Annotated in this window: 1 pseudogene; it reads right to left on the bottom strand. The window is 55.0% G+C overall.

From position 1 onward, the window contains the following. A pseudogene (locus ACT3TC_RS17120) lies at positions 1-544 on the bottom strand (IS3 family transposase); the annotation flags it as partial.

Here is a 544-nt window from a genome sequence, read left to right as displayed (position 1 = left end):
TTGAACAATCGATACGTTCGGCCGTCTGCCAACTGGTCGTGCATGAAGTCCATAGACCAACAGCCGTTCAGAACCTGCGGTACCGACAAGGGTTCCGGCTTTTTCCGCACCAGTCGCTTCTTGGGCTTGATCCGCAGGTTAAGCTCCAGCTCCCGGTAAATCCGGTAGATGCGCTTATGGTTCCAGCCGAAGCCCTTCACGTTGCGCAGATACAGGTAACACAGCCCAAAACCCCAGTTACGCTGGTTATGGGTTAAACGCACCAGCCAGTCGGCAATCACCGCGTTCTCATGGCTCAGCTTTGCCCGGTAGCGATAACAGGTCTCACTGATACCAAAGGCCACACAGGCCAGCCGTACACTGCAGCGATCAGCATCAACTGCATTTTTTGCCATCTCTCGGCGTTGAGATGGCTTTACCACTTTCCCTCAAGGGCCTCCTGGCGAAGCTCGGATTTCAAGCGCTCTTCGGCGTACATCTTCTTGAGCCGACGGTTTTCGTCTTCCAGGTCCTTGAGGCGCTTCATCATGGACGCGTCCATACC

The organism is Halomonas sp. AOP27-A1-41, assembly GCF_052378605.1.
Lineage (GTDB): Bacteria > Pseudomonadota > Gammaproteobacteria > Pseudomonadales > Halomonadaceae > Vreelandella > Vreelandella citrativorans.
This window is presented reverse-complemented; position numbering and strand designations above follow the sequence as displayed.